The organism is Streptomyces sp. NPDC097981, from assembly GCF_040302565.1.
In the GTDB taxonomy this organism is placed as follows: domain Bacteria; phylum Actinomycetota; class Actinomycetes; order Streptomycetales; family Streptomycetaceae; genus Streptomyces.
Genome location: NZ_JBEORW010000046.1, coordinates 1 through 25,819, shown reverse-complemented (window position 1 = coordinate 25,819; position 25,819 = coordinate 1). Strand labels below are relative to the sequence as shown.

The 25,819-nt window shown below is 73.7% G+C and carries 22 protein-coding genes; 13 read left to right on the top strand and 9 right to left on the bottom strand.

Annotation, left to right across the window (positions count from 1 at the left end; translation table 11 throughout):
- Positions 1–49: 49 nt before the first annotated feature.
- Positions 50–826 (top strand): LysM peptidoglycan-binding domain-containing protein, encoded by a 777-nt coding sequence (locus ABTY04_RS32755; RefSeq protein WP_352217079.1) that lies wholly within the window; start codon positions 50–52, stop codon positions 824–826.
- Positions 827–909: 83 nt separating this feature from the next.
- Positions 910–1,875: a helix-turn-helix transcriptional regulator gene (locus ABTY04_RS32750; RefSeq protein ID WP_352217078.1), complete on the top strand. Its 966-nt coding sequence runs from the start codon at positions 910–912 to the stop codon at positions 1,873–1,875.
- Positions 1,876–2,239: 364 nt separating this feature from the next.
- On the opposite strand, the gene ABTY04_RS32745 is transcribed toward ABTY04_RS32750, so the two are convergent.
- Positions 2,240–3,319 (bottom strand): phosphatase PAP2 family protein, encoded by a 1,080-nt coding sequence (locus tag ABTY04_RS32745; protein WP_352217077.1) that lies wholly within the window; start codon positions 3,317–3,319, stop codon positions 2,240–2,242.
- A 261-nt stretch (positions 3,320–3,580) separates the two neighbouring features.
- Positions 3,581–4,696 carry a putative hexosyltransferase gene (locus ABTY04_RS32740; RefSeq protein WP_352217076.1) on the bottom strand — a complete coding sequence of 372 codons (1,116 nt, stop codon included), beginning with the start codon at positions 4,694–4,696 and terminating at the stop codon, positions 3,581–3,583.
- Between the two features lie 294 nt (positions 4,697–4,990).
- Between ABTY04_RS32740 and ABTY04_RS32735 the strand changes: the two genes are divergently transcribed.
- Together ABTY04_RS32735 and ABTY04_RS32730 are read left to right on the top strand one after the other, a co-directional pair.
- Positions 4,991–6,772, top strand: a complete 1,782-nt coding sequence (locus tag ABTY04_RS32735; RefSeq protein WP_352217075.1) for an MFS transporter — start codon at positions 4,991–4,993, stop codon at positions 6,770–6,772.
- Positions 6,773–7,030: 258 nt separating this feature from the next.
- On the top strand, positions 7,031–8,200 hold the full coding sequence (locus tag ABTY04_RS32730) for an acyl-CoA dehydrogenase family protein (RefSeq protein WP_352217074.1): 1,170 nt from the start codon (positions 7,031–7,033) through the stop codon (positions 8,198–8,200).
- Positions 8,201–8,261: 61 nt separating this feature from the next.
- Here the strand turns inward: ABTY04_RS32730 and ABTY04_RS32725 are convergent, their stop codons facing one another.
- Positions 8,262–8,711 (bottom strand): cell division protein SepF, encoded by a 450-nt coding sequence (locus ABTY04_RS32725; protein WP_352217073.1) that lies wholly within the window; start codon positions 8,709–8,711, stop codon positions 8,262–8,264.
- A 282-nt stretch (positions 8,712–8,993) separates the two neighbouring features.
- On the opposite strand from ABTY04_RS32725, the gene ABTY04_RS32720 reads away from it, so the two are divergent.
- From ABTY04_RS32720 to ABTY04_RS32705, 4 genes are all read left to right on the top strand, one after another.
- A complete protein-coding gene (locus ABTY04_RS32720; protein ID WP_352217072.1) occupies positions 8,994–10,304 on the top strand; it encodes a DUF5685 family protein in 1,311 nt (436 codons plus the stop codon).
- A 77-nt stretch (positions 10,305–10,381) separates the two neighbouring features.
- Complete coding sequence (locus ABTY04_RS32715) at positions 10,382–10,750, top strand: hypothetical protein (RefSeq protein ID WP_352217071.1); 369 nt, start codon at positions 10,382–10,384, stop codon at positions 10,748–10,750.
- Positions 10,751–10,897: 147 nt separating this feature from the next.
- The gene (locus ABTY04_RS32710; protein ID WP_352217070.1) at positions 10,898–11,773 is read left to right on the top strand and encodes a S1 family peptidase; all 876 of its coding nucleotides are present in this window, start codon (positions 10,898–10,900) and stop codon (positions 11,771–11,773) included.
- Positions 11,774–11,873: 100 nt separating this feature from the next.
- Positions 11,874–12,647 (top strand): hypothetical protein, encoded by a 774-nt coding sequence (locus ABTY04_RS32705; protein WP_352217069.1) that lies wholly within the window; start codon positions 11,874–11,876, stop codon positions 12,645–12,647.
- A 2-nt stretch (positions 12,648–12,649) separates the two neighbouring features.
- Here the strand turns inward: ABTY04_RS32705 and ABTY04_RS32700 are convergent, their stop codons facing one another.
- Entirely contained in the window at positions 12,650–13,510 is an 861-nt protein-coding gene (locus ABTY04_RS32700) for an alpha/beta fold hydrolase (RefSeq protein ID WP_352217068.1), read from the bottom strand.
- Between the two features lie 215 nt (positions 13,511–13,725).
- Here ABTY04_RS32700 and ABTY04_RS32695 point away from each other — a divergent pair, with 215 nt between their 5' ends.
- Both ABTY04_RS32695 and ABTY04_RS32690 read left to right on the top strand, forming a co-directional pair.
- Positions 13,726–17,247 carry a DNA polymerase III subunit alpha gene (locus tag ABTY04_RS32695; RefSeq protein WP_352217067.1) on the top strand — a complete coding sequence of 1,174 codons (3,522 nt, stop codon included), beginning with the start codon at positions 13,726–13,728 and terminating at the stop codon, positions 17,245–17,247.
- The gene (locus ABTY04_RS32690; protein ID WP_352217066.1) at positions 17,244–18,233 is read left to right on the top strand and encodes a DNA polymerase Y family protein; all 990 of its coding nucleotides are present in this window, start codon (positions 17,244–17,246) and stop codon (positions 18,231–18,233) included. Before ABTY04_RS32695 ends, ABTY04_RS32690 begins: the two co-directional genes overlap by 4 nt.
- Before the next feature lie 91 nt (positions 18,234–18,324).
- Here ABTY04_RS32690 and ABTY04_RS32685 read toward each other — a convergent pair whose 3' ends face one another.
- A complete protein-coding gene (locus ABTY04_RS32685) occupies positions 18,325–19,452 on the bottom strand; it encodes an acyl-CoA dehydrogenase family protein (protein WP_352217065.1) in 1,128 nt (375 codons plus the stop codon).
- 202 nt (positions 19,453–19,654) lie between these two features.
- On the opposite strand from ABTY04_RS32685, the gene ABTY04_RS32680 reads away from it, so the two are divergent.
- On the top strand, positions 19,655–20,521 hold the full coding sequence (locus ABTY04_RS32680) for an esterase/lipase family protein (protein ID WP_352217064.1): 867 nt from the start codon (positions 19,655–19,657) through the stop codon (positions 20,519–20,521).
- 51 nt (positions 20,522–20,572) lie between these two features.
- On the opposite strand, the gene ABTY04_RS32675 is transcribed toward ABTY04_RS32680, so the two are convergent.
- Together ABTY04_RS32675 and ABTY04_RS32670 are read right to left on the bottom strand one after the other, a co-directional pair.
- Complete coding sequence (locus tag ABTY04_RS32675; protein ID WP_352217063.1) at positions 20,573–21,592, bottom strand: lytic polysaccharide monooxygenase; 1,020 nt, start codon at positions 21,590–21,592, stop codon at positions 20,573–20,575.
- A gap of 252 nt (positions 21,593–21,844) precedes the next feature.
- On the bottom strand, positions 21,845–22,327 hold the full coding sequence (locus ABTY04_RS32670; RefSeq protein ID WP_352217062.1) for a ribonuclease FAU-1 family protein: 483 nt from the start codon (positions 22,325–22,327) through the stop codon (positions 21,845–21,847).
- A gap of 196 nt (positions 22,328–22,523) precedes the next feature.
- Between ABTY04_RS32670 and ABTY04_RS32665 the strand changes: the two genes are divergently transcribed.
- Positions 22,524–22,943, top strand: a complete 420-nt coding sequence (locus ABTY04_RS32665; RefSeq protein ID WP_352217061.1) for a GntR family transcriptional regulator — start codon at positions 22,524–22,526, stop codon at positions 22,941–22,943.
- On the opposite strand, the gene ABTY04_RS32660 is transcribed toward ABTY04_RS32665, so the two are convergent.
- Both ABTY04_RS32660 and ABTY04_RS32655 read right to left on the bottom strand, forming a co-directional pair.
- Complete coding sequence (locus tag ABTY04_RS32660; protein WP_352217060.1) at positions 22,940–23,488, bottom strand: heme-binding beta-barrel domain-containing protein; 549 nt, start codon at positions 23,486–23,488, stop codon at positions 22,940–22,942. The genes ABTY04_RS32665 and ABTY04_RS32660 overlap by 4 nt on opposite strands.
- 134 nt (positions 23,489–23,622) lie before the next feature.
- Positions 23,623–24,723, bottom strand: a complete 1,101-nt coding sequence (locus ABTY04_RS32655; protein ID WP_502996763.1) for a DUF5925 domain-containing protein — start codon at positions 24,721–24,723, stop codon at positions 23,623–23,625.
- 206 nt (positions 24,724–24,929) lie between these two features.
- Here ABTY04_RS32655 and ABTY04_RS32650 point away from each other — a divergent pair, with 206 nt between their 5' ends.
- On the top strand, positions 24,930–25,733 hold the full coding sequence (locus ABTY04_RS32650) for an SGNH/GDSL hydrolase family protein (protein WP_352217112.1): 804 nt from the start codon (positions 24,930–24,932) through the stop codon (positions 25,731–25,733).
- Positions 25,734–25,819: the final 86 nt, after the last annotated feature.

Genomic DNA, 25,819 nt, shown 5'->3' with positions numbered 1-25,819 from the left:
GCCGCGTGGCGGGCCTGGCGGGCGCCGCGGAGCTGCGTAGCGTGACGCGGTGCCCGACCTCCGGATCCGGCGGGCCGCCTCGGCGGCCGCTGCCGCTGCCGCGCTGGCTCTCGTCCTCGTACTCCCGACGGGGGCCGGCGCGGCCCCGCCGCCCCCCGCGCCCGGGCCCGCGGGGGCGGCCCGGCCCGGCTCGCCCGGGATCATCGGGACCGGGCCGGGGGACTGCGGGCCGGGCGGGGAGTGGCCCTGGGACTGCGTGGCCGACTGCGAGAGCAGCGGCCGCTGGGCGGTCAACACCGGCAACGGCTTCTACGGGGGCCTGCAGTTCGGGCAGCCGACCTGGGAGGACCACGGCGGGCTGGTGTTCGCGGCGCGGGCCGATCTGGCAAGCCGGGAGCAGCAGATCCGGGTGGCGGAGGACGTGCTGGGGTCCCAGGGGTGGGACGCCTGGCCGGTGTGCTCGAAGCGGTACGGGCTGGCGGGGCGGATGCACGTGGTCCGGGCCGGGGACTCGCTGGACGGGATCGCCCGGCGGTACCGGGTGAAGGGCGGCTGGCAGTCGCTGTACGAGGCGAACCGGGCGGTGATCGGTCCGGAGCCGCAGAGGCTCGTGGTCGGCACGCTGCTGGCCCTGCCGCCCGTGCCCCCACCGGAGGTCTCCCCGAAGCCGGGCCGCCCGACCCCGGTCCCGACCCCGGCCGCGGTCCCGGTCCCGGTCCCGACTCCGGTTTCCCCGGTCCAGGTCCCGGCCCCGGCTCCCGCCCCGGTTCCGGCTCCGTCGTCCTCCCCGGTCCCGGTGGCTCCGGTGGCGGTTCCCGTTCCCTGACGGGGTCCGGCCTGTACGTCCGTGCGGGGCCGGGGCACCGCGGCGATTCGAAAGGCGGGCGGGGTACCGGCAGACTGCTCGGCATGCTGGAGACCTCCGCACGACTACTGCGCCTGCTGTCCCTGTTGCAGGCCCACCGCGAATGGACCGGGGCCGATCTCGCGGAGCGCCTCGGTGTGACCCCGCGGACGGTGCGGCGCGACGTGGACCGGCTCCGCGAGCTCGGCTACCCGGTGAACGCCAGCCCCGGGACCGGCGGCGGTTACCAGCTGGGCGCCGGGGCCGAGCTGCCGCCGCTGCTGCTCGACGACGACGAGGCGGTCGCCGTCGCCGTGGGCCTGCGGACGGCCGCGGGGAACGGTGTCGAGGGGATCGGGGAGGCCTCCGTACGGGCGCTCGCCAAGCTGGAGCAGGTGCTGCCGGGGCGGCTGCGGCGACGGGTGTCGGCGCTCAACGAGTTCACCGTGCCGATGCTGCGCGGGCCGGAGCGGGCCACCGTGGACGCCTCCGTGCTGACCGACCTCGCCGCCGCGTGCCGGGACAGCGAGCGGCTGCGCTTCGGGTACCGGGACCACGAGGGCAACGTCAGCCGCCGCGTGGTGGAGCCGCACCGGCTGGTGTGCACCGAGCGGCGCTGGTACCTGGTCGCCTGGGATCTGGACCGGGAGGACTGGCGGACCTTCCGCGCCGACCGGATCGAGCCCAGACCGCCGCACGGGCCGCGCTTCATCCCGCGTCCGGCGCCCGCCGAGGACCTCGCCGCGTACGTGTCGCGCGGCGTGGCGCAGGCCGCGTACGCGGCCAGGGCGGTGCTGCGGCTGAAGATGCCGGCGGAGGCGGCGGCCCGGATCGTGGGGCCGAGCGACGGGGCGCTGGAGCCCGTCGACGCCGGGAGCTGCCTGCTGCGCACAGGGGCCGTGAACCTTGACGTACTGGTCATTCACGTCATGCTGCTCGGCTGTGAGTTCGAGGTGCTGGAGCCGCCGGAGCTGACGGACCGGATCAGAGCGGCCCGGGACCTTCTGGGGCGGGCTGTGGAGAAGACGTAAGGAAACCGAGGGGGTTCAGCCGGCCGCACCGGGTGGAGCAGGGCAATCCCCGGGGGAATTCCGGGCGTCTCGGACGGAATGCGAAACAGGATGTGGGACGGGCTGGTCGCGGGCCGGAAAAAGAATCGCGCGCGGACACTCCCACGGCGGTTCGGAAGAAGCCGGCCCCGTCAAAAAACTGTCGACATTCCGTGACACAAGCGTGACCCGGTACGGACGAACCTCCGGGCGTCGCGCTGACGTTACGTTCGTGTGCACGAGCGGAACCACCGGAATGGCCGAGGCGGGCCGGGTCATGACCCGGCCCGCCTCGGTGGTGCGGGTGAGGTGGTGCGTACCGCCCCGCGGTGTCCGTATGGGTGACTCAGCCGCCGGTGGCCGGACGGGCCGCGGCCCGTCCCGCGGTGGCGGGCCGCTCGGTGTGGGCCGGGCGGCGGCTGCCGGCCGGTGTGACCGGGGTCCGCTCGGACCGGATCAGGTGCGGCCGGCCGGCGATGTGCGCGGCGGGCCGGGGCGCCGGGGCGTGCCCCGGCCCGGCGGCCACCTGCACGGAGGCCGGGACGGGCACGGCGGCGGGCTCCGGCGGACCGGCGGCCTCGGTGTCGAGCCGGAGCTGCCACTTGCCGCCCGCGGAGAGCAGCGGGGTGAGGGCGGCGGCGACCGGTGCGGGCACGCTTCCGGTCTCCAGCCGGCGGCGCAGCCGCTCGCGCAGCGCGAAGACCCGGGCCTCGGCCCCGGCGATCAGCGGCTCGAACCAGGGCAGCGCCAGCATGATCAGCAGACCTGCGGACCAGCCGAGCAGTACGTCGCTGACCCAGTGGGTGCCGAGGTACACGGTGGTGGCGCCGACGCTCAGCGAGACGACGGCGGACATCACGGACAGCACCCGCCGGGTGACCGTGGTGGAGGCCAGGTACGCCAGAATCCCCCAGGTCACAACGGCGTTGGCGGTGTGGCCGGAAGGAAATATATCGCCGCCGGCGAAGAGTTCGGCGGAGCCGATCTGCGTGGCGTAGTGCGGGCCGAGCCGGCCGAGGCCGAGCTTGACGGCACCGACGGTGATGTTGAGCAGGAGCAGTGCCACGCCCAGGGTGATCAGCGGGCGGAGGGTGTGCTGCCGCCAGGAGCGCCAGCCGAGCCATGCGGCGACCATGACCGCGGTGGGTCCGCGCTGGCCCAGGACCACGAGGTAGTCGAGGAAGGCGTGCAGCTGCGGCCACTGCTCGTAGGGCCGGAAGAACATGACCTGCCAGTCCAGGCGGACGAGCCAGGACGTGGTCAGGACGGCCACCACGATCGCGAGGTAGAACGCGAGGGTCGATCCGAGGAGCACGACGCGGTGCCGGCTCATCTGCGGCGTTTGCAGATGAGCCGGTCGCTCTGGTTCCCGGTCCAGCCGGGCGAACACCCGCTCCAGACGGGTCAGGATTTGGTCGGTACGCACTCAATCGACGTTACCGCGCGCCGATGGGCGGCCCGGTCGAATCGCGGGCTTTGTGATGACCATGTGATGTGGAGTTGGTCTCACGCAGGACTTAATTCCCGGTATTCAGGGCATTAGTTGGAGCGTCTTGATTCCATTGGCCTGGCCATTATTTTGCACACTTAGCCGGGCTTTATCGATCCGGCTCAATTACTTTGCTCAAACATGGATCGGAATGATCCATTCCGTGATGCGGGCCCTTCGGGAGCCCCGGGTGGGCTCCTACGGGGGCCCCGAGCCGTTCAGCCAGAAGGCTCCGTACACCGCAGAGGCCAGGGCCGCCGCGCCCAGCACCGCGACCGCCCGCCCGGTCCGCCACCGGGCCAGTGCCACCGCCGCCGGCAGCAGCAGCGGGAACGCCGGCAGCAGCAGCCGGGGTTTGGAGCCGAAGTAACCCGAAGCGCACAGCGCCAGCGCCACGACGATCCCGCAGTACACCAGCAGCGCGGCCGGCTGCCGCTGCTTCAGGCACAGCCGGTACAGCCACAGCACCAGGACGACGCCCGCGATCAGCCCGACCCCGGCCGGGGCGGCGGACGAGGCCAGCTTCGCCCCGATGAACCGGGCGAAAGCCCAGCCGCCGTCGAAGCCGTTGCCCCATCCGCCCTGCACGTCCAGATAGCCGAGCAGCCCGTGGCCGGTGTGCGCCCCGACCCACAGCACGTACGCGGCCGCGCCCATCGGGGCCAGCGCCACCCCCGCCGGCATCCGCCAGGACCGCTCGCCCCCGCGCCAGGCCAGGGCCGCCGCCACCCACACCGCCGCCACCACCGCGGCGCCGACCGGACGGGTCAGCCCCGCCCCGGCCGCGAGGAGGCCGGCGGTCAGCCAGCGGCCGCGCAGGGCCCCGTACAGCGCCCAGGCGGCCAGAGCCGTGAACAGCGCCTCGCTGTACGCCATCGACTGCACGATGCCGACGGGCAGTGCGGCCCAGGCCCCGACGGCGAACACCCCGGCCCGGCGGCCGTACAGGAGGTCCGCCACCGCGAAGATCCCCCAGGCCGCCGCGAGCCCGGCCACCGCCGAGACCACCAGGCCCGCGGAGCCGTACGACAGCCCGGTCGGCCCCGCGACCAGCCGCTCCAGCCAGGGCAGCAGCGGGAAGAAGGCGAGGTTCGAGTGCACCTGCCCGTTCGGGAGGGCCACCTCGTACCCGTACCCCTCGGCGGCGATGCGGGCGTACCAGAGCGAGTCCCAGCGTGCAGACAGCAGCGTGTGCGGGCTGCTGCCGACGGCCGAGCCCCAGGCTGCGAGCACGGCCAGCCCGAGGAGCCGGACCGCCGCGAAGACGGCCAGGGCGGGCGCGGCCCGGCGAAATCCAAGATCTTTCACGGGCATGATTATCGGTGGCGCCCGCGCGTGCCGTCGGCGCAGAACCACGGGTCGTGACCGCGCGTGTACGCGGTGGGAGGGCGAGGGGTGAGGGCGAGGTGATCCGAGTGGCGCACACCACACCGCGGCCGCCGCCGCCGTGAGAGCTTGGCCACGTGTCGGACAAGCGAACTCGCGTACGCTGACCCTTCACTCGCGTGTCGACGCCGGACCCCGTAGGACGCCGCACAGTGCACCGCCACCGTGGCACCGCAAAACGCTGGTCCGCCGAGTGCGAGCGATCATCTGGGAGGTACATGCATGTCGGGGACGAACGCGGCCGACCGCAGGACCGCCGACCGCAGGACCGCCGACAACCGGACAGCCGACAACCGGACCACCGACGTCGCGGCCGCTGACGACGCCACCGCCGACAGCGGGACCGCCGGACACCGGCAGCGCTCCCTGCGGGTGCGGCTGCTCGCCGCCTCCGGCGGGGCCAACCGCTGGCTCGTCCTCGCGGTGCTCTGCGTCAGCCTGGTCCTCGTCGCGCTCGACGCGACGGTCCTGCACGTCGCCGTCCCCTCCGTCACCGAGGACCTGCGCCCCGGCGCGGTCGAGCTCCTGTGGATCGTCGACGCCTACCCGCTCGTCTGCGCATCCCTGCTGATCCTTTTCGGCACCCTCGGCGACCGGGTCGGCCGCCGCCGGATACTCCTCCTCGGCTACGGGCTCTTCGGCGCGGCCTCCGCGCTGGCCGCCCTCGCCGACAATGCCCAGGTCCTCATCGCCGCCCGCGCCCTGCTCGGCGTCGGCGGCGCGATGATCATGCCGGCCACGCTGTCGATCCTGCGGCAGGTCTTCCCCGACCGGCGCGAGCGGGCCCTCGCCATCGGCATCTGGACCGCCGTCGCAGCCATCGGCGCGGCCAGCGGACCGGTCCTCGGCGGCTTCCTGGTCCAGCACTTCTGGTGGGGCTCGGTCTTCCTGATCAACATCCCGCTGATGGCACTGATCCTGCCGCTCGGGCGCTGGCTGCTGCCCGAGTCCAAGGGGTCCTGCGACGGACCCTGGGACGTGCTCGGCGCGCTGACGGCCGCGGGCGGCATGCTCGGCGTGGTGCTCGGGGTCAAGCGGCTCGGTGCGGAGCGCCGACTTCTCGACGCCGAGGCGCTGCTGCCGCTGCTTCTGGGCGCGGCGCTGCTGATCCTGTTCGTACGGCGGCAGAAGCGGCGCCCGTACCCGCTCATCGACATGCGGATGTTCTCGCGCGCCGCCTTCTCGACGTCCGTCGGCTGCATCGTGCTCGCCATGCTGGCGCTGGTCGGGCTGGAGCTGATCGCGGTCCAGTACCTCCAGCTGGTGCTGCACCTCAGCCCGCTGGAGACCGGGCTGCGACTGCTGCCGCTCACTTTCGCGGCCATGGCCGCCGGCGCCACCGGCTCGTACACGCTGGCCCGGACCGGGCCGCGCACGATGGTGTCGCTGGGCTTCGTGCTGACGGCCTTCGCCGTGCTGCTGCTGACGTTCATGGGCCAGCACGACCGTCCCGTCCTGCTCACGGCCGGGTTCATCCTGCTCGGCTTCGGGCTGCAGACCACGCTGTTCGCCGCGTACGAGTCGATGCTGAGCGAGGCGCCTGCGGCCACGGCGGGCGGGGCGGCCTCCATAGGCGAGACCTCGTACCAGCTGGGCGCGGGGATGGGCATCGCACTGCTCGGCAGTGTCATGAATGCGGCCTACGCGCCGGGGCTGCTGCACGTGCCGGGGGTGTCGCCCTCGGACGCGGCCGGCGCCGCGAACTCCCTGGGCGAGGCGTACCAGATCGCGGGGTCCCTCGGGGGCGCCGCCGGGGCGTCGCTGTACGACGCGGCGCGGCACTCTTTCGTACACGGGCTGCACGTCACGCTCGTGGTCAGCGCCGCGTTGCTGTTGGCGGGAGCCCTGATGGCGCTGAAGCTGCCGCGGGCCATGGAGTGTGCGGCTCCCGAGTCGGAGCCGGTCCACATCCCCGCGCAGGGGGTGCCCGTGCCGGGACCGGAGGCTCCCCGGATCCCCGCCCCGGCCAAGCCGGACCGCGACGCGGCGGTCCGCCCCGCCTGACCGCTGCGTGGTCTCCCCGCCCTTTCGCCGTTCCCCGGCGGCTCCGCACCGGACCCCGTTCGTCCGAGGCGCCGTTGCGGGGGCGCTGACCCGAACCCCCGCGCCCCAAACGCCGGCGGGGCCGAATTCAGAGCCCCGCCGGCGGTTCCCCGCGCAACGGCAGCTCGCAGCCGCGCCCGGCAGGGGTGGACCGCGGGCGGCCGCAAGGACAAACTTGCACCGCTAGGTTTCGACCGCAGGTCCGCACCAGGAGGCGCAGTGTCCTTCGTACCCACCGATCCGCTCGGGCTCGACGAGCTCCTCGCACCCGAGGACCTCGCCATCCGCGACACCGTCCGCGACTGGGCCGCCGACCGCGTGCTCCCGCACATCGCCGGCTGGTACGAGAGCGGCGAGCTGCCCGGGATCCGGGAGCTCGCCCGCGAGCTCGGCGCGCTGGGCGCGCTCGGGATGTCCCTCCAGGGGTACGGGTGCGCCGGCGCCAGCGCCGTGCAGTACGGGCTCGCCTGCCTCGAACTGGAGGCCGCCGACTCCGGGATCCGCTCCCTCGTCTCCGTGCAGGGCTCCCTCGCCATGTACGCGATCTGGAAGTACGGCTCCGAGGAGCAGAAGCAGCGCTGGCTCCCCGGCATGGCCGCCGGCGAGCTGATCGGCTGCTTCGGTCTGACCGAGCCCGACGTCGGCTCCGACCCGGCCGCCATGCGGACGTACGCGAAGCGCGACGGCACCGACTGGGTGCTGAACGGCCGCAAGATGTGGATCACCAACGGCAGCGTGGCGGCCGTGGCCGTCGTCTGGGCGCAGACCGACGAGGGGATCCGCGGCTTCGCCGTGCCCACCGACACCGCCGGATTCTCGGCGCCCGAGATCAAGCACAAGTGGTCGCTGCGCGCCTCCGTCACCAGCGAGCTGGTCATGGACGACGTACGGCTGCCCGCGGACGCGGTACTTCCGGGTGTCACCGGGCTCAAGGGGCCGCTGGGCTGCCTCAGCCACGCGCGGTACGGGATCATCTGGGGCGCCATGGGCGCGGCGCGCGCCAGTTTCGAGGCCGCGCTCGACTACGCGCGGACGCGGGAGCAGTTCGGCAAGCCCATCGGCGGCTTCCAGCTCACCCAGGCGAAGCTCGCCGACATGGCGCTCGAACTCCACAAGGGCATCCTGCTCGCCCACCACCTGGGCCGGCGGATGGACGCGGGCACCCTGCGGCCGGAGCAGATCAGTTTCGGCAAGCTCAACAACGTCCGCGAGGCCATCGAGATCTGCCGCACCGCGCGGACCATCCTCGGTGCCAACGGGATCTCGCTCGAATACCCCGTCATGCGGCACGCCACCAACCTCGAATCGGTGCTCACCTACGAGGGCACCGTCGAGATGCACCAGTTGGTGCTGGGCAAGGCGCTCACCGGGCTCGACGCCTTCCGTTGAGGGTCCCCCAGCCACGTCCCCCGGACTCCGTCCGGGGGTACCCCCAGAGGTGCCCCCGGGCTCAGCTCTGGTTGAAGAAGTCGCGCGAGCGGCCGGTGGGCTCGCCGCTCACGACCTGGGTGTCGGCCGGGGTCAGCAGGAAGACCCTGGTCGCCACCCGCTCGATCGAACCGCGCAGGCCGAAGGTCAGACCGGCCGCGAAGTCGACCACGCGCTTGGCGTCGGACGGGTCCATGGAGGACAGGTTCACGATCACCGGGACGCCCTCGCGGAACAGTTCGCCGATGCCGCGCGCGTCACGGAAGCCGTCCGGGGTGACGGTCGCGATCCGCCGGCCCTGATCGACGGCCGACTCCGACGCGACCCTGACCCGAGGGTCGGTGACCCACTGGTCGCCGGGGCCCGAGACGGAACCCTGCGCGGTCTCCGCGTAGTCGTCGTCGTAGTAACGCTCGTCGTCGCTGTCCTCCACGAGACCCAACCAGGCACTCGCCTTGCGTACCGAACCCATGGTCGCCTCCTTTCACCGCGGTCAGTTGTCTTCTCTCCGCTGTCCCTATGGTCGTCCATGATGCTGACAACGCGCCAAGTGGATAGCCGCCGCGCACGGGTTTCGTGACGGTACTGGTGCAGAACATCCGTTGCACCGTCAAGGATCCTGGTGGGTACCACTGCTGTCTGAGTGAAAATACGATTGTCGCTGCCGTGTGGGTGACCGACAGAGGCGTACGGGTGAGCGATCCGGCTCGATACGATGCGCATCACGCACGCGTATGACACACGGGGGACCAGTTTGTTCGGCATCGTCAGACCCTGCACGCACCGGCTGGGCGAGCGCTTCAAGACGGAGTGGATGGCCCATCTCTGCGGGCTGTGCCTGGCACTTCGCGGGGACCACGGCCAGTTCGCGCGGATCGTGACCAACTACGACGGGCTGCTCGTCTCCGTTCTGACGGAGGCTCAGTCCGGGCCGGCCCCCGGCTCCCGGCGCACCGCCGGCCCCTGCCCGCTGCGCGGGATGCGGACCGCCCCGGTGGCCAACGGCGAGGGTGCGCGGCTCGCGGCCGCCGTCTCGCTCGTGCTCGCCTCGGCGAAGGTACGCGACCACGTGGCGGACCGGGACGGGCTGTTGGCCCGTGCGCCGATCGCCGCGGCCGCGCGCAAGGTGGCCCGCGGCTGGGACCGGGCCGGCGCCCGCACCGGGGCCTCGCTCGGCTTCGACACGGCGGTCCTCGTCGACGCCGTGGACCGGCAGGCCGGCATCGAGACGCTCGCCGGCCCCGGCACGCCGGTGCTCGTGGTGACCGAGCCCACGGAGACCGCGACCGCCGCCGCCTTCGCGCATACCGCGCAGCTGGCCGGACGGCCGGGCAACGCCCCCGCGCTCGCCGAGGCGGGCCGCTACTTCGGGCGCCTCGCGCACCTGCTGGACGCCGTCGAGGACCAGGCCGCTGACGCCGCCGCGGGCGCCTGGAACCCGCTGACGGCCACCGGGACCTCGCTCGCCGAGGCCCGGCGGCTGGCCGACGACGCCCTGCACGGCATCAGGCTGGCCCTGCGTGAGGTCGAGTTCGCGGACGCCGGGCTGGCCCACCGGCTGCTCGTGCACGAGCTGAAGACCTCCGTGGACCGGGCTTTCGGGGTCACCGGCTGCGGACACGCGGGCATGAACGCCGCGGGGCAGGGCGGCGGATACGGGGCGCCGCCGCAGGGCTACGGACCCGGCCAGGGCGCCCCGTACGGCGGCGGCCCCTACGGCGGAGCCCCGTACGGCGGCCAGGGCGGCCAGGGGGGCAACCCGTACGGCGGGAACCCGTACGGCGGCGGCGCGGGCGGCCCCGGCGGCCCCTGGATACCCGGACCGCCCATGGGCCCCGGCGGCCTGCCCCCGCAGAAGCCGCGCCGCGGGCTGCTCGCCGGCTGCGCGGTGGCCCTCGGGCTGTTCTGCACCTGCCAGCTGTGCTGCAGCGAGCACGAGGGTCCGTGGTCCCGCAAGAAGCGGGACGCGTGGTGCGAGGCCTGCGACTGCGGCAACTGCTGCCCCGACTGTGACGGCTGCGACTGCTGCAGCTGCGACGGGTGTGACTGCGGCTGCGACTGCTGAGGCTCTTTCGGATCCGATGGGGCCGGACGGCGTACAACGGGATTCCCGTCCGGGTCCGTGTGGAAGGGCTCAACGGCGTGAGCGACGACACAGATGATCCGAAGACCGCCCCGCCGGAACGGCACGAGCACCGGGTGGTCACCCTGTCCGCCCCCTACGGCCGCCTTTCCCCCACCGGCACCCTCCTCCAGACGCCGTCCGGGGGGACCCCCAGGCTCTCCGATCACCCGGAGGGTCGAATTCCGGCCGTTGCGGGGCGCAGGCGCGCCGCCGAGGGCGGGGTGGCAGCGACCGCTTCCGCCGGTGAAGGTCTCGAACCCGACGGCGAGGCCTTCACCTGTGAAGCCGTCCTGGCCGCCGACGGGGCCCCGCCCGCGAACGCCCTGCCCTTCGAGGCGACGGCGGGCGAGCGGAGGCTGAAAGGTGCCCTTGCCGCCCGAATCTGACGCCGAGACACTCCCGACAGCATCCATCCGGGGGCTTGTCAGGGACACAACGAAATCCTGTGCGCCCGCCGTACCCCCGGCTGCGCCTCACGGGCTCCGGCGCCCCCACATCCGCCGGGCCCCCAATCCCTCCCGGGAGGACGAGAAGTGAGGATCAAGAGAACCACCCGTACCCGGCTGCTCGCGGTGGCCGCCGGCCTGGCAGCCGTCGCCGGGCTCGCCGCACCCACCGCTGCGAGCGCGGACAGCGGCTTCAGCGACGCACAACTCGCGGCGGCCAGCGCCTCCGTCCAGCGCGCCGACGTCGCCGGCACCGCCTGGTACGCCGACCCCGCCAGCGGAACCCTCGTGGTCACCGCGGACTCCACCGTCTCCGCCGGGGACATCGTCAGGATCTACAAGGAGGCCGGAGCCGACGCCGCGGCCCTGCGCATCGAGCGCACCCCCGGCGTGCTGCGCAAGCTGACCTCGGGCGGCGACGCCATCTACACCTCGGGCTGGCGCTGCTCGCTCGGCTTCAACGTGCGCAGCGGGACCACGTACTACCTCCTGACCGCCGGCCACTGCACCGACGGCGCGGGCACCTGGTGGACGAACTCCTCGCACACCACCACGATCGGCCCGACCGTGGGCTCCAGCTTCCCCAACAACGACTACGGCCTCGTCCGCTACGACAACACCTCCCTCGCCCACTCCGGCACGGTCGGCAGCCAGGACATCACCAGCGCCGTCAACGCCACCCTCGGCATGTCCGTGAAACGGCGCGGCTCCACCACCGGCACCCACAGCGGTTATGTGACCGGCCTCAACGCCACCGTCAACTACGGCGGCGGCGACATCGTCTACGGCATGATCCGCACCAACGTCTGCGCCGAGCCCGGCGACAGCGGCGGCCCGCTCTACTCCGGCACCCGCGCGGTCGGCCTCACCTCCGGCGGCAGCGGCAACTGCACCTCGGGCGGGACCACCTTCTTCCAGCCCGTCGTCGAAGCCCTCAACGCCTACGGGGTGAGCGTCTACTGACGGCAACGGGTGGGTGCCGCCCGCCAGGACCCGGCACAATCGTGGACCCCCGCCCGAACTCCCGGGCGGGGGCCCACTGTCGAGGATCGAGGCGGCACGCATGAGCGAGGCACCATCCGGCCGGGGCGGCCCCGTTTCCGACGCACAGCGACGCATCCGGCGCAGTCCCTGGCTGTTCACCGCGCCCCTGGTGCTGCTGTGCCTGCTCACCGCAGTCCTCGTCTGGGAGGTCGTCCGCGGGAACCTGTCCGAGGCGACCCGCGCCCACTGGCCCTGGCGGCTCCAGCTGATGAGCCAGGAACCGCTGGCGAGCCTGCTGGCCGTGGCGGCCGGCGCCGTGCTCGCCCGCGCCCAGTACGCCCGTACGGTCCGGCCGATGCTGGGGTGGCGCTCCGAGTACGTGGCGGGGGAGCTGCCGGGGGAGTCGAAGGCCTGGAGCACGGGCATCCTCAACGGCGGCCAGCACAATGCGGGGGTGCACCGCGTCGACTACCTCGTGGTGATGGACGGTGATCCCCTCGACGGGCCGGTTCCCGACGAGGCGTGGATGAGCCTGGACGAGGCCGGTGAGCGGCTGGGCGCGGTGGGGCTGCGGCCCACGGCGGACTTCCGCCTCGTCACGCTCGGGGCGGGATTCCCGCTGGTGGCGACCGGGACGTACGAGACCATATTGGTGGGGGTGTTCTCGAAGCGGTTCATCGACGAAGTGCGGGCGTTCCACCTGCGCATCCAGGTGGTGGACAGCGTCGGCGACACGCACGAGCGGATCGTCGACTGCCTCAGGGGGGCCCGGGTGGCCGTGGCTGCGCCCGTGGAGCGGCCCCGGGTGACACCGCCCGTGCCCGTGCCCCGGCCCGGGACGCCCGCCGAATGACCTCAGCGGAGCCAGTCCAGCGCCTCCGAGAGGGCGTACTGGGCCGCGAAGTGCCCGGCTCCGGGCTTGAGCACCGCCGTGCTGTGCTCGATGTGCTTCGCCAGCCAGTGGAAATGGCCCACCGGTGAGAACACGTCCTCGGCACCGTGCCAGAGCATGACCCGGCCGGTGATCTGCGACGGCTCGAACCCCCAGGGCCGGCAGAACGCGAGGGAGTCGTCCAGCCAGCCGTACGCGGAAGTCCGCAGCGCCTCACGGAAGTTGTCCAGGACGGACCGGCGGACCCGGTCGTCGGCCAGCACCGCCAGGTCCGCGGCCGGAAGGTCCGCACGCAGGTCTTCGAGCAGCCGGCCCGGATCGCTGCGGATGGCCTCAGCCCGGGGCGCGAGGCGCAGTTCCAGTGCCGCCGGGTCGCTGTCCGCGAGGGTGTAGTGCTCGACGTTGTACGGGGTCATGCCGGCGTACCAGTCGAGGCCGGCGCCGCCCCGGGGGGCGAGGCCGACCAGGGAGGCCGCCGCCGTCACCCGGTGGGGGAGCAGGGCCGCGCAGGCGAGTGCGTGCGGACCGCCCCCGGACCGGCCGACGACCGCGAAGTCGCCGATGCCCAGGGCGTCCGCGACGGCGGCGGAGTCGGCGGCCGCGTCGGCCACGCGCCGCCCCGGCGCGCGGCCGGATTCCCCGTAGCCGGGCCGGTCGTAGGCGAAGAAGCGGACGTGTGGATGGCGCTCGGGGGCGTCGCCGAGTGCCACGCCGAGCCGGCTGCCCGGCATGCCGTGGTGCAGCAGGACCGGCGAGCCGTCGGGAGCCCCCCACTCCTGCGCGATCAGCTTCCGCCCGCCGTCCCGGCCCACCTCGATGCGCACCCCGGTCCCCTCCCGCTCCGACGCCCCGCTCCTGCGATGGAAGCACGGACCGCCCGGGGCGGAGAGGGAAACGCGGGGAATGCGAGGCCGGCGCCGTCTGCGCGACGCCCCGGTCGCGGCCCAGGGGTGGCGGTCGGCGGCGCGCCGGGCGGGTGACGGGAAGACGGCGACTGGATTATCGAACAAACGTTTCGCACGGATATTCGAATTGCTCTATGGTGGACACGGGGGAGGTGTTCACGTTCGAGCGAAGCAGGAGGCCGCGGGTGCCTGGTTTTACGCATCTGCACACCGTTTCGGGGTTCTCCATGCGCTACGGAGGCTCGCACCCCGAACGGCTGGCGGAGCGTGCCGCCGAGCGGGGCATGGACGCCCTCGCCCTGACCGACCGCGACACCCTCGCGGGTGCGGTGCGGTTCGCGAAGGCCTGTGCGAAGGCCGGGATCCGGCCGCTGTTCGGGGCCGACCTGGCCACCGCGCCCGCCGCGGGCCCGGCAGCGGCGGGCGGATCCGGGGAGGCGGCGTCCCACCGGCGCCGGCTCCCCGTCACGGGCGGCGCCTTCGTCGACGAGTCAGCACCCCGGGCCACCTTCCTGGCCCGCGACGGCGCCGCCGGCTGGGCCGAACTGTGCCGGATGGTCACGGCGGCCCATGCGAGCGCCGGCGGGCCGCCCGTCGTGCCCTGGGGGGAGCTGAGGGGTGAAGGGGTGTACGTCCTGCTCGGGCCCGGGTCCGAAGTGGGACGGGCACTGGCCGCCGGGCGGCCGGACCGGGCCGCCCGGCTGCTCGCGCCCTGGCGGGAGGTCTACGGGGACTCCCTGCGCCTGGAGGCCGTCCACCACGGCCGCACCGGCACCGGCCCCGGCTCGCTGCGCCTGGCCGCCCGTACGGTCGGCTTCGCCGCCGAGCAGGGCGTCCCGGCCGTGCTGACCAACGCCGTCCGGTACGCCGACCCCGGCCAGGGCCCGGTCGCCGACATCCTCGACGCGGCCCGCCGTCTCGTCCCCGTCGACCCGCGCGGCCCCCTCGACGGCGGCGAACGCTGGCTCAAGGACCCCGGCGCCATGGCCGAGACCGCCGATCTGATCGCCCGGGCCGCCGGCCTGCGCCCCGCCGACGCACGCCGGCTGCTCGCGGAGACCCGGCGCACCGCCGAGACCTGCGCAGTGGACCCCGAGGACGACCTCGGCATGGGCTCCGTGCACTTCCCCGAGGCCCACCTCGTCGGCGCGGCGCACCGCACCGCCCAGCGGGTCCTCGCCTCGCGGGCCTCCGCAGGCATGGTGCTGCGCGGTTACGCCGACGACCGTGCGTACTGGGAGCGGATGCACCACGAGCTGGACATCATCGCCTACCACGGCTTCGCCTCGTACTTCCTGACGGTCGCCCAAGTCGTGGACGACGTACGCGCGATGGGCATCCGGGTGGCCGCCCGCGGCTCCGGCGCCGGCTCCCTCGTCAACCACCTCCTCGGCATCGCCCACGCCGACCCCGTCGCCCACGGCCTGCTGATGGAGCGCTTCCTGTCCAAGCGCCGCCGCGTCCTGCCCGACATCGACATCGACGTGGAGTCCGCCCGCCGGCTGGAGGTCTACCGGCGGATCATCGACCGCTTCGGCACCGAGCGCGTCGCCACCGTCTCCATGCCCGAGACCTACCGGGTCCGGCACGCGGTCCGCGACGTCGGCGCCGCCCTGTCCATGGACCCGGCCACCGTCGACCGGCTCGCCAAGGCCTTCCCGCACATCCGGGCCCGCGACGCCCGCGCGGCGCTGGCCGAACTGCCGGAACTGCGCGGCGTGCGCGAGGAGGAGCACGGGCGGCTGTGGGAGCTCGTCGAGGCGCTGGACGCGCTGCCGCGCGGGATCGCCATGCACCCGTGCGGTGTGCTGCTCTCCGACGCCTCGCTGCTCGCCCGCACCCCCGTCGTGCCCACCAGCGGCGAGGGCTTCCCGATGTCCCAGTTCGACAAGGACGACGTGGAGGAGCTCGGGCTGCTCAAGCTCGACGTGCTGGGCGTGCGGATGCAGTCCGCTATGGCGCACGCCGTCGCGGAGATCCGCCGCGGTACGGGGGAGGAGCTCGACCTGGACGACCCGGCGCAGGTGCCGCCGGGCGACGGGGCGACGTACGAGCTCATCCGCTCGGCCGAGACGCTGGGCTGCTTCCAGATCGAGTCGCCGGGCCAGCGCGACCTGGTGGGACGGCTCCAGCCGTCGACCTTCCACGACCTGGTCGTCGACATCTCGCTGTTCCGGCCCGGGCCGGTCGCCGCCGACATGGTGCGGCCGTTCATCGAGGCGCGGCACGGGCGGGCCCCGGTCCGCTTCCCGCACGAGGACCTGGAGGGGCCGCTGCGGGAGACGTACGGGGTGGTGGTCTTCCACGAGCAGATCATCGAGATCGTCGACATCATGACCGGCTGCGGACGCGACGAGGCGGACCGGGTGCGGCGCGGGCTCTCCGACCCGGAGTCGCAGGCACGGATCAGGGTGTGGTTCGCGGCGAAGGCGGCCGAACGGGGCTACCCGGCCGAGGTGATCGGCCGGACCTGGGAGATCGTGGAGGCGTTCGGCTCGTACGGCTTCTGCAAGGCGCACGCGGTGGCCTTCGCCGTGCCGACGTACCAGTCGGCGTGGCTGAAGGCGCACCATCCGGCCGCGTTCTACGCCGGGCTGCTCACGCACGACCCGGGGATGTACCCGAAGCGGCTGCTGCTGGCGGACGCGCGGCGCCGCGGTGTCCCGGTGCTGCCGCTGGACGTGAACCGGTCGGCGGTGGTCCACCGCATCGAACTGGTGTCCGAGGCCGGGGCTGCTCCGGTGTGGGGGCTGCGGCTGGCCCTGGCCGACGTCCACGGCATCAGCGAGGCGGAGGCGCTCCGGATCGAGGACGGGCAGCCGTACGGATCGCTGCGCGACTTCTGGGACCGGGCGCACCCGGGACGGCCGGTCGCGGAGCGGCTCGCGCAGGTCGGGGCGCTGGACGCCTTCGGCGCCAACCGGCGCGACCTGCTGCTGCACGTGGCCGAGCTGCACGGCGCGCAGCGGCAGGCGGGGGCCCGGCCGGGCAGCGTCCAACTCCCGCTGGACGGCGGGCGGTCCACGGCCCCGGCCGGCCTGCCCGACCTGAACGAAGCGGAGCGGCTCAGTGCGGAGCTGGGCGTGCTCGGCATGGACGCCTCGCGGCACCTGATGGGGGACCACCACGCCTTCCTGGCGGAGCTGGGGGCGGTCCCGGCCCGCAGGCTGCGCGAGATCGAACACGGCCGGACGGTACTGGTCGCGGGGGCCAAGGCGGCCACCCAGACCCCGCCGATCCGGTCCGGCAGGCGGGTCGTCTTCACCACGCTGGACGACGGGACGGGCCTGGTCGACCTGGCCTTCTTCGACGACAGCCACGAGGCGTGCGCGCACACCGTCTTCCACTCGTTCCTGCTGCTCGTACGGGGTGTCGTACAGCGGCGCGGACCGCAGAGCCTGAGCGTGGTCGGCGCGGCGGCCTGGGACCTGGCGGAGCTGGCGGAACTGCGGGCGGCGGGTGGCCTGGACGCGGTCGCGGCCCGCCTGGCGCAGCCGCAGCCGCAGTCCGGCGCGGCGGGCGCCGCCGGCTCCGGGCGCCGCATCCACCTGCCCACCGGGTACGAGATGAGTCCGTGGGCCGACCTCCAGCCGGCCGGCGACCGCGCCGCGACCGGCCGCAAGCTGTGGCACTCCAGCCCGGGGAGCGCGGGATGACCCCGGCGGGCGGCGTCCTGCACGTACGGTGCGCTCCGACCGTGTCCGAGGAGGGGTACCGCGAAGTCCTGGAACTGCTGCGGGAGTTCTCCCCGACCGTCCAGGCCCTGCCGCCCCGGACGGCGCTGGTGCAGGTACGCGGCGCCCGGCGGTACTTCGGCGCGGACGCCTGCCGGATCGCCGAGCTGGTGCGGCTGCGCGCGGTCGCCCGGCTCGGCACGGACGTGCGGATCGGGGTCGCCGGGACCTGGGCGGTGGCGGCGACGGCCTCCGCCCGGGTGCCCGGGCCCGGCGGCGTCCTGGCCGTGCCCGAGGGCGCGGCGGACGCCTTCCTGGGGCCGCTGCCGGTGGAGGCCCTGCACGGCATCGGCTCCAAGCAGGCAGAGGCGCTGCGCGGGTACGGCCTGCACACGGTCGGTGCGGTCGCGGCCGTCCCCCCGGGCACCGTCGAACGGATCCTGGGGCAGCGGGCGGGCCGGCTGGCGGCGGAGCGGGCCCGCGGGATCGACCCGCGCCCCGTCACCCCGAAGGACCTGCCCGCGTCGGCCGCCGTCCGCAGCGGCTTCACCCGGCACGAGCTCGACGGCCCGCACGCCCGGGCCGTGCTCCTCGGCCTGGTGGTCCGGCTGGGCGGGGTGCTGCGCGGTCGCCGCCAGGCCGCCCGGGCCCTGACGCTGACGCTCCAGTTCGCCGGCGGCACCCGCTGGGAGCGGACCCGGCGGCTCACGGAGGCGTCCGCGCACGACGAGGACCTGCGGTCGGCGGCGTACCGCCTGCTGGACGCGGCCGGGCTGCAACGGGCCCGGCTGACCGGCATGGTGCTGCGCGCCGAGGACCTCACGGGCGCCGAGCGGGCGTCCCGGCAGATCTCGCTGGACCCGGTCCGCGAGGCCCGCCTGACGGTGGAGGCGGCGATCGACCGCGCGAACGCCCGCTTCGGCCCGGGCACGGTCCGCCCGGCCGCCACCTTCCACCGGGCCGCGTAGGCGGCGGCGAGGCGGCGGCGGGGCGGCGGCGGGGCGGCGGCGGGGCGGCGGCGAGGCGGCGGCCCTCCTCGGGAGGGGCGGTGCGGCCGTACTACGGGCCGCCCAGCAGGAGCCGGGCCATTTCGTCGCGGAGCTGGGAGGTCTGGGCCTGGATCAGGTGGAACTGGGCCTCGCGGGCGAGGCGGCCGGCGGTGTTCCCGTACGAGATCGCCCGGCCGCCCGTCGCGGCGACACAGGCGGTGGCCGCCCGCACGCCGAGTGCCAAGGCGGCCGCCCGGAGCGCCAGCCGGTCCTCGACCCGTTCCTCCGGCCGGAGTTCGTCGCGCAGGGCGTAGGCCTCCGCGCGCAGCCGGGCCGCCTCCTGCGCCACCCGGTGGCCGAGCTCCTCGTACGCGGCGCCGGCCGCCGGGGCCGACCGCAGCAGGAAATCGGCCGCGGCGCGCACGTGCCCGAAGACGGCGGGGTGGGCGTTCGCGTTCTCCAGGTCGTAGGCGCGGGCCCACTCCGCCCGGGGCTGCACGGAGATCACCGCGCTCGGCGGGACGAGGACGTCGCGTACCTCGACCGCCACCGTGCGGGTGCCGTTCATCGCCCACAGCGGGGCCGATCCGGCCGCGACCAGCCCGGGATCGCCGTCCGGACCGCAGGCCACCGCGGCGAACAGCACCCGGTCGTCCGGGGCGAGGGCGCCGAGGTACACCACGTCGGCGAGGCCCCAGCCGGTCATCCACGGCACCCGGCCGCGCAGCCGCCACCCGTCGGCGACCGGTTCGGCGGTGACGGGCGGCCGGGCGTGCCGCAGGAAGGCGAAGCCCGCCGTCCCGCGCCACGCCCCCGAGGCGAGGGCGGGCGCCCACTGCTCGCGCAGCGCGGCGGCCTCCGTCCCGGTGGCTGCGTGGAGCGCCTTCACCAGGGCGAAGTGCTGGGTGTGGACGAACCAGGTGGACGGGTCCGCCGCCGACAGCAGCTCGTTCACCTCGCGGACCACCTGGCGTGTGGTCAGCCCGCTGTCGGGGCGGGGCGTGTGGCCGAGGGCCCCGTACGCGCCGCAGCGGGCGAGGGCGTCGAGGTGCGAACGCGGCACACCTTCCTGGGCGGTCTCCTCGGCGACGGGCCCCAGTGTGCCCACGGCGACCTCGGTGACTGCGGAAACGAGCGGGTCGGCGGCCAGATCGGGCGGGGTCGCCAGGGCCGTTCCTGCACCGGGAGCCCACTGCATCAGAGCACTCACCTCACGCGGAGTAGGGGCCTTCATTGTCCCGGGCGCGTGTGGGGGCGGGGCGGACACGCATTCTTTACTGACGCGTAACTTCCAAGTTTTGCTACTCGACCGTAATTTGGCCGAAGCAGCACTCCCTTGTGATCCGGATCACGGGACGAACCCCCACGTATTTCCCCTGACCCAGCAAGGAGACCACACGATGCTGCCCTGGCGACGCCTGCTCCGCCCGCTGGCCGTCCTCACCCTTGCCGCTGCCGCCCTCGTCGCCCCCACCGGCGCCGCGCAGGCCGCGTCCGCACCCAGCAGTGGCTGGAACGACTGGTCCTGCAAACCCTCCGCCGCCCACCCCCGCCCCGTCGTCCTCGTACACGGCACGTTCGGGAACTCCGTGGACAACTGGCTCGGATTCGCGCCGTACCTCGTCCACCGCGGGTACTGCGTCTACTCGCTCGACTACGGGCAACTGCCCGGCGTGCCGTTCTTCAACGGGCTCGGCCCCATCGACAAGTCGGCCGGACAGCTCGACGTGTTCGTGGACCGGGTGCTGGCCTCCACGGGTGCCGCGAAGACCGACATCGTCGGCCACTCGCAGGGCGGCATGATGCCGAACTACTACCTCAAGTACCTGGGCGGCGCCTCCAAGGTCAACGCCCTGATCGGGCTCGCCCCCGACAACCACGGAACCACCCTGGACGGGCTCACCCAGCTGCTCCCGTACTTCCCCGGCGCCGAGGACCTGATCAGCTCCGCGACCCCGGGGCTGGCCGACCAGATCGCCGGATCGGACTTCGTGACCAAGCTGAACGCCGGCGGGGACACCGTCCCCGGGGTCCGGTACACGGTCATCGCGACGAAGTACGACGAGGTCGTCACGCCGTACCGGACCGCGTTCCTCCAGGGGACCGAATCCAACGTGCGCAACGTCGTGCTCCAGGACCTGTGCCCCCTGGACCTCTCCGAGCACGTGGCCATCGGGCTCACCGACCGGATCGCCTGGCACGAGGCGCTCAACTCCCTCGACCCGGCGCACGCCACCCGGACCACCTGCGCATCGGTCTTCGAGTGACGACGACGCACAGGCGGCCCGGACGGTGAAGCAGCCGGACGGGGTCCGCGTCTAGAGACCCTTGCGGCCCGGCGTCGTCGCACGGCGTCGGGCCACGCCGAACAGCACGGCGGCCCCGAGGGCCAGCACGCCGGCCCCGGCGATCGCGATCACCGGGGTGGCGGCGCTGCCGCCGGTCTCGGCGAGGTTGGTGCCCACGGGGGACTGCGACGGGACCGGGGCGAGGGCGGTGCTGCCGTTCGTCCTCGGGTCGTTGTCTCCGTGGCCGTTGTGCTCCACCGTGGACTTGCTCTCGCCGTCCGAGATCTGCTGGTCCGTCGGGGCCTTGGGCGCGTCCGACGGGCGGGTGGCGGAGGGCTTGGAGCTCGGCTTGGAGCTCGGCTTCGTGCCCGGGACGGTTCCGGTGCTGCCGCCGGTGCCCGTGCTGCCGCCGCCGTCCTTGCCGAACACCACGTCCGAGCAGGTGTAGAAGGCCTCCGGGCTGTCCGAGCGCTGCCAGATGCTGTAGATCAGGTGCCGGCCCGACTTGTTCGGCACGCTGCCGGAGAAGACGTAGTCCCCGTTCTGCATGCCCGGGTCGGTGGCCTTCGCGAACGGCTCCGGCTCCAGGTCGGACCACTTCAGCGGCTTCGCCGGGTCGTACCCGTCCTTCGTGACGTACAGCTCGAAGGAGCCCTTGTGCGGGGCGGTCCCCTTGTACCGGAAGGTGTGCTCGCCCGCGGTCATGGGGCTGGCCGGCCAGTCGGCGCGGGCCAGGTCCAGGCCCCGGTACTTGTCGTTCCCGGCGGAGCAGAGCTGCCCGTTCGGGATCAACGACCGGTGGTTGCCGGCCGCGTTGGCGATGTTGACCGCGTTCCAGTCGTAGAACGGCTGCGTGCCGCCGGCCGCCACCGCAGCCTTGCAGGCCGCCGACTTCGGCGACTCCGGCCCCTCCGCATAGCAGGCCGCCACGCGGCTGACCGGGTCCGTCATCGAGCCGTGGGCGGCCGCGGGCCCGGCGGCGTACGCGGCCACCGCGAGCGGGGCGAGGCCGACTGCGGCGATACGGGTCACGGTGCGGCGTGCGGGCATGGATGGATCTCCTTCGGAGCGGCGATGCGGGCACCACGGCGGTCGTGGGCGTGCCGGGATCCGGCTGCGCGGCGCCGCCCCCCGTGGGATCCGACGCCGCCCCAGGCCTCCCTGGCCCCGCCAAGCTAGCCCCCCGCACCAGCGGTTCCACCCGTTTCGAGGCCCTCCCGAAGATCCTTACGCTCCGCTTAAGGCAGGGGTAAGCGGCCCCTCAGGAACCGGGCCCCAACGGCCTGTGCGGCCCTGCCGGGCTCAGGCCAGGAGCGCGGTCAGACCGGCCGGCGCGTGGGCCTGGGCGGCCAGGGCGTCGAGGGCTCGTACGGCCTCGGCCGCCGCCTGCGGGTCGCTCTCCGCGAGGCCGCTCGCCGCGAACTCGTCCTCGTCCAGCCGCAGCACCGCGCTCCCGTCCGCCGAGACCCACAAGTCGAGGTCCAGGTCCTCGACGAGGATCTCGCCGCCCTGCACCACCGCCGGGCGCGTGACGTCGCAGTACCAGCCCTTGAGGACGCCCTCGCCCGTCCGCACCTCCTTGACCGCGTACCAGCGCGTCCGCCAGAAGTGCTCGGTGAACACGTCGCCGGGTTCGAAGCGCACGAAGCCGAAGTCCCGTACGCCGTCGGCGGCCCAGGGGGCGCGTACGGAGATCCGGTCGCCCGTGTCGGCGACCAGGGCGGCGGGGTAGCGGATCTTGGTGCGGCCCGCCTTGGTCAGGGCGACGGTGAGCTGGTCGGTCACTTCCGGTTCTCCTTCTTCGTGAAGCGCGTCTCGGTCGCGCAGATCGCAGGAAGTGCGCGGAGCGGCCGGCGCGGTAGCCGCGCCGCTCGGCGATGCCGCGGTGGGCCGGCTCGTCGAGGACCCAGGCGTACGTCTCAAGGTCATGTCCGCGACCGTAGGCGCGAAGAGCGGGCGGACGCCTCCGAATTTCCGGGGGATGGGGGAGAATCGCCGGGTGACCTCGACGAACCTGAAGATCCGGATCGACGGCTCGGCCGGCGCAGCCGCCCCGTACGAGCAGCTGCGCGCCCAGATCGCGCAGGCGGCACGGGCGGGAGACCTGCCCGTGGGGTACAAGCTGCCGACGGTGCGCGGGCTCGCGGAAGAGCTGGGGCTGGCGGCGAACACGGTCGCGAAGGCCTACCGGGCCCTTGAGGGTGACGGGGTGGTCGAGACCCGGGGCCGGCACGGGACCTTCGTCGCGGCGGCCGCCGACGGGGCCGCCCGGGAGGCGGCCACCGCCGCGCAGGCCTATGCGGAGCGCGCCCAGCGGCTGGGCCTGACCTTCGACGAGGCGACGGCGGCCGCGCTGGACGCCCTGCGCGCCCGGTACGGCAACCAGCCGGCCAGGCCTTAGTCCCGGTCCTCGTACGGGCGCAGCTGCGCCCGGAGGTGGTGCTGCATCGGTTGACCCATCGCGGCCATGTCCTGCTCGATCGTCAGCACCCCGTCGCGGAAGGAGTACCGGCGCCGCATGCCGGTGACCTCCTTGGCCTTCGGCGTGCGGGCCACGGTGCCGGTCGCGATCTCGATCTCCGTGCCCAGGACGCGGCCGGTGTACGTCTCCACGATGCCCGTCGGGTGCGCGAGGACGACCTCCAGGGAGGCGTCGGGCATGATCCGCCACCACCCGGACTCCCGCCCCGAGGGACGCAGGGCCGTGCCCGACTCGTCGATCAGCCAGGCCCGCGACTCGTAGCGCAGGAACGGCCGGCCGTCGTGGCTGAAGGTGATCTCCTGCTCGTACCGGAAGCCCTGTTCCAGGGTCGGGTACTCGCCGCGGCCCCGGCCGTGCCAGCGTCCGAGCAGGGGCAGCACCGGCCGGAGCTGCGGGTGCGGTTCGGGGCCCTCGCCGGGGACGTGGCTGTCGGGGTACGGATTCCGCTGCGCCGGCTCGGGCACGTGCACGCTCCTGTTCGGTGTGTCCCCGCGTGCCGTACGCGCACGGCCGTCGGGGCGTTCGTCCGGGGCCCATTGTCGTCGGCGCGAGGGTCCGCCCCGCCCCGCCCCGCCCGTAAGCGCCGGGAACCGGCCGCCTACAGGTACAGGCCCGCTTCCGAACCGGGCCGGCCCTGCGGCGGCAGCAGCGACGCGGGGCCCGTGCCCCGCCGCATCGCGAACAGTTCGGCCAGCGTGGCGCCCTCGCGCGGCACCCCCTCGTCCGTGCCGAGCCAGTCCACCGCCTCGCCGTGCGTCAGGCGGCCGACCTCGATGCGGGCCAGGCAGCGGCCCGGCCGGACCACCGCCGGGTGGAGCCGTTCCAGGTCCTCGTTCGTGGTCACGCCGACCAGCACGTTGCGGCCCTGCCCCAGCAGCCCGTCCGTCAGGTTCAGTAGCCTGGAGAGCGCCTGGCCCGCCGTGTGCCGGGCCTCGCCGCGGATCAGCTCGTCGCAGTCCTCCAGCAGCAGCAGCCGCCAGCGGCCCTTCGCGTTGCCCTCGTCCTCGCCGATCGCGATGTCCATCAGATAGCCCACGTCGTTGAACAGCCGCTCCGGGTCCAGGACGCAGTCCACCTGGCACCAGTCCCGCCACGAGCGAGCCAGCGTCCGCAGCGCCGAGGTCTTGCCCGTGCCCGGCGGGCCGTGCAGCAGGAGCAGCCGCCCCGCGATGTCGTCCGGGGTCACCTTCATCAGCCGGTCCATCGCCCCGGCCACCGGCGCCGTGTAGTTGGGCCGCACCTCCGCCCAGGTCCCGGCCGCGATCTGGCGGGTCGTCCGGTACGGACCGCGGCGCGGGGAGACATACCAGAACCCCATCGTCACGTTCTCCGGCTGGGGTTCGGGCTCGTCCTGCGCCCCGTCCGTGGCCTCGCCGAGCACGCTGGAGGCGAGTTCGTCGCTGACCGCGGTCACGGTCACGTCCGCGCCCCGGCTCCAGCGGGAGACGAGCATCGTCCAGCCCTCGCCCTCCGCAAGGGTGGCGCTGCGGTCGGAGTCGCGCGCCGAGCGCAGCACGGTGGCCTCGGGCGGCAGCAGGGTCGCTTCCGCCTTCACCCGCTCGATCGTCACGCTGTGCGAGTACGGCTGCTCGCCGGACGCGAACCGGCCGAGGAACAGGGCGTCCACGACATCCGACGGCGAATCGCTGTCGTCGACATTGAGCCGGATCGGCAGCGCGTCATGCGGGTTGGCTGGCATGGCGCCCATGATCCGGCACGAAGTGGCGCCGCGCACCCGTGTTTCGCCGGATCGGGTGTCCGAGTTCCCTCTTCAAACGCCCCGGTGGTGAAGATTCGGGTCGCAACTCCGCCCAGAAAATTCTTGGCATGAACACTTCCGGCCAACCCCGGCTCCCAGTACCACGGACTCAGGAGTAACCCCCACAAGGAGCCGCACACATGAGCATGAAGATGTCGCGCTTCGCCGCCCTGACCTCCTCCCTGTTACTCGCCGCGGGCGCCGCCCTGTTCGGCGCCGGACAGGCGGCCGCCGCCACGGCCGACTTCGGCTACGTCGCCCTCGGCGACTCGTACTCCTCCGGCGTCGGCGCCGGCAACTACGACAGCGGGAGCGGCAACTGCAAACGCACCTCCCGCGCCTACCCCGCCCTGTGGGCCGCAACCCATTCCCCGCAGACCTTCTCCTTCACCGCCTGCTCCGGAGCCCGCACGGGTGATGTCCTCTCCGGCCAGCTCGGCCCGCTGAACTCCGGCACCGACCTGGTCAGCATCACCATCGGCGGCAACGACGCCGGATTCTCCGACGTCATGACGACCTGTGTGCTCCAGTCCGAGTCCACCTGTGTCAACCGCGTCAACCAGGCCAAGACGTACGTCGACACCACCCTCCCCGGCCAACTCGACCAGGTCTACGACGCCATTCACGGCCGGGCGCCCGGCGCCCACGTCGTCGTCCTCGGCTATCCCCGCTTCTACAAGCTGAACGGCACCTGCGTCACCGGGCTCACGGAGGGCGAGCGGACCGCCATCAACGGCGCCGCCGACTACCTGAACGCGGCCATCGCCAAACGCGCCGCCGACCACGGGTTCACCTTCGCCTCGGTCGCCGGCGCCTTCACCGGCCACGAGATCTGCTCCGGCGACGCGTGGCTGCACAGTGTCAACTGGCTCAACATCGGCGAGTCGTACCACCCCACGGCCGCCGGACAGTCCGGGGGCTACCTGCCCGTCTTCACCAGCGCCGCCTAATGGGAGCTACGGAACCGGGGAATGCTCGGTTCCGTAGCCGCCGGTAGGTGAGCACTTTCGACGCCGGAGCCTTCGAGCTCTGAGGT